Genomic DNA, 986 nt, shown 5'->3' with positions numbered 1-986 from the left:
GCGCAGTCCTTGCGCACCTGGCGCACGTGGTCGGCGCCGAGCGAGTCGAGGTTCTTGCCGACCGTGTACAGGTAGCTGCGCGCGGCCTGCAGCGTGGTGTACATATCGGCGACCTTGCCCTGGATCAGCTGGAACTCGCCGATGCTCTGGCCGAACTGCTTGCGGTCGTGGATGTAAGGCGTAACCACGTCCATGCACGCCTGCATGATGCCGACCGGGCCGCCCGACAGCACGGCGCGCTCGTAATCGAGGCCGCTCATCAGCACCTTGGCGCCGCCGTTCTCGGCGCCGAGGATGTTCTCGACCGGCACCTCCACGTCCTCGAACACCAGCTCGCCGGTATGTGAGCCGCGCATGCCGAGCTTGTCCAGCTTCTGCGCGACCGAGAAGCCCTTCATGCCTTTCTCGACGATGAAGGCGGTCATGCCGCGCGCGCCCAGCTCCGGCTCGGTCTTCGCATAGACCACCAGCACGTCGCAGTCCGGGCCGTTGGTGATCCACATCTTGGTGCCGTTGAGCACGTAGCGATCGCCCTTGAATTCGGCGCGCAGCTTCATGCTGACCACATCGGAGCCGGCGTTCGGTTCGCTCATGGCCAGTGCGCCGATCCATTCGCCCGATACCAGCTTCGGCAGGTACCTGGCCTTCTGCGCAGCGCTGCCGTTGCGGTGGATCTGGTTCACGCACAGGTTCGAATGCGCGCCGTAGGACAGGCCGACCGAGGCCGAGGCGCGGCTGATTTCCTCCATCGCCACCATATGCGCCAGGTAGCCCATGTTGGCGCCGCCGTACTCCTCCGCCACGGTGATGCCCAGCACGCCGAGGTCGCCCATCTTCTTCCAGGCGTCCATGGGGAACTGGTCGGTGCGGTCGATTTCACCGGCACGCGGGGCCAGCTCCGCCTGGGCCCAGTCGCGCACGGCGCCGCGCAGCATCTCGATGTCTTCGCCCAGGTCGAATTTCAGGCCAGGGAGTTCGGTCATGAT

Annotated in this window: 1 protein-coding gene; it reads right to left on the bottom strand. The window is 65.8% G+C overall.

From position 1 onward, the window contains the following. A partial coding sequence (locus AC3FNH_RS32540) for an acyl-CoA dehydrogenase family protein (RefSeq protein ID WP_488723007.1) occupies window positions 1–983 on the bottom strand: 983 nt, incomplete at its 3' end. Window positions 984–986: the final 3 nt, after the last annotated feature.

The sequence above is a fragment of the Cupriavidus sp. 22TCCZM01-5 genome, from assembly GCF_057798915.1.
The sequence above is the reverse complement of the archived record's forward strand: the minus strand, read 5'-3'. Positions and strand labels throughout refer to the sequence as shown.